Annotated in this window: 1 protein-coding gene; it reads right to left on the reverse strand. The window is 62.4% G+C overall.

From position 1 onward, the window contains the following. Positions 1-336, reverse strand: a 336-nt coding sequence (locus D7Y04_RS43010) for a DUF2381 family protein (protein WP_121763078.1), incomplete at its 3' end; no start/stop codon positions are given. Positions 337-417: the final 81 nt, after the last annotated feature.

A 417-nucleotide genomic window follows, 5' to 3' on the forward strand; every position in this document is an offset into this window, starting at 1 on the left:
GGGTGCCGCTCCGTCGCGAAACCTCACCGCCACGCGGAACTTCTCGCCTGGACTCACGCGCGCCGATGGGACCAACCGCATCGTCGTTCGCCCTGAATCTACGTTCGAGAAGAAATCCCGCCCCTCAAACTCGGTGCCTTCCAGCACCAGTTCAGAGTCGAAGAGTAGAACCGTGGACAAGCCTGGGCTTACGGCCACCTCAACCGACGCTCCGGACACATTCGGCTCCAGCTCGATGCGCCGAGCCCCTTCACCCGAGGCCGTAGCTCCCTGCGCTGTCGATGCGCCTGCAACGAGCCAGAGCCCCAGGAGAATGGCCGATGATGATGCATGCATCCGTCTGCGACTCCCGCACGTTATCTTGCGCACACCACATCACTCGAACTCGCGCACTGCTCGTACTTCCCCTGTCGAGAA

The organism is Corallococcus sp. AB038B, assembly GCF_003668955.1.
GTDB lineage: Bacteria > Myxococcota > Myxococcia > Myxococcales > Myxococcaceae > Corallococcus > Corallococcus exiguus.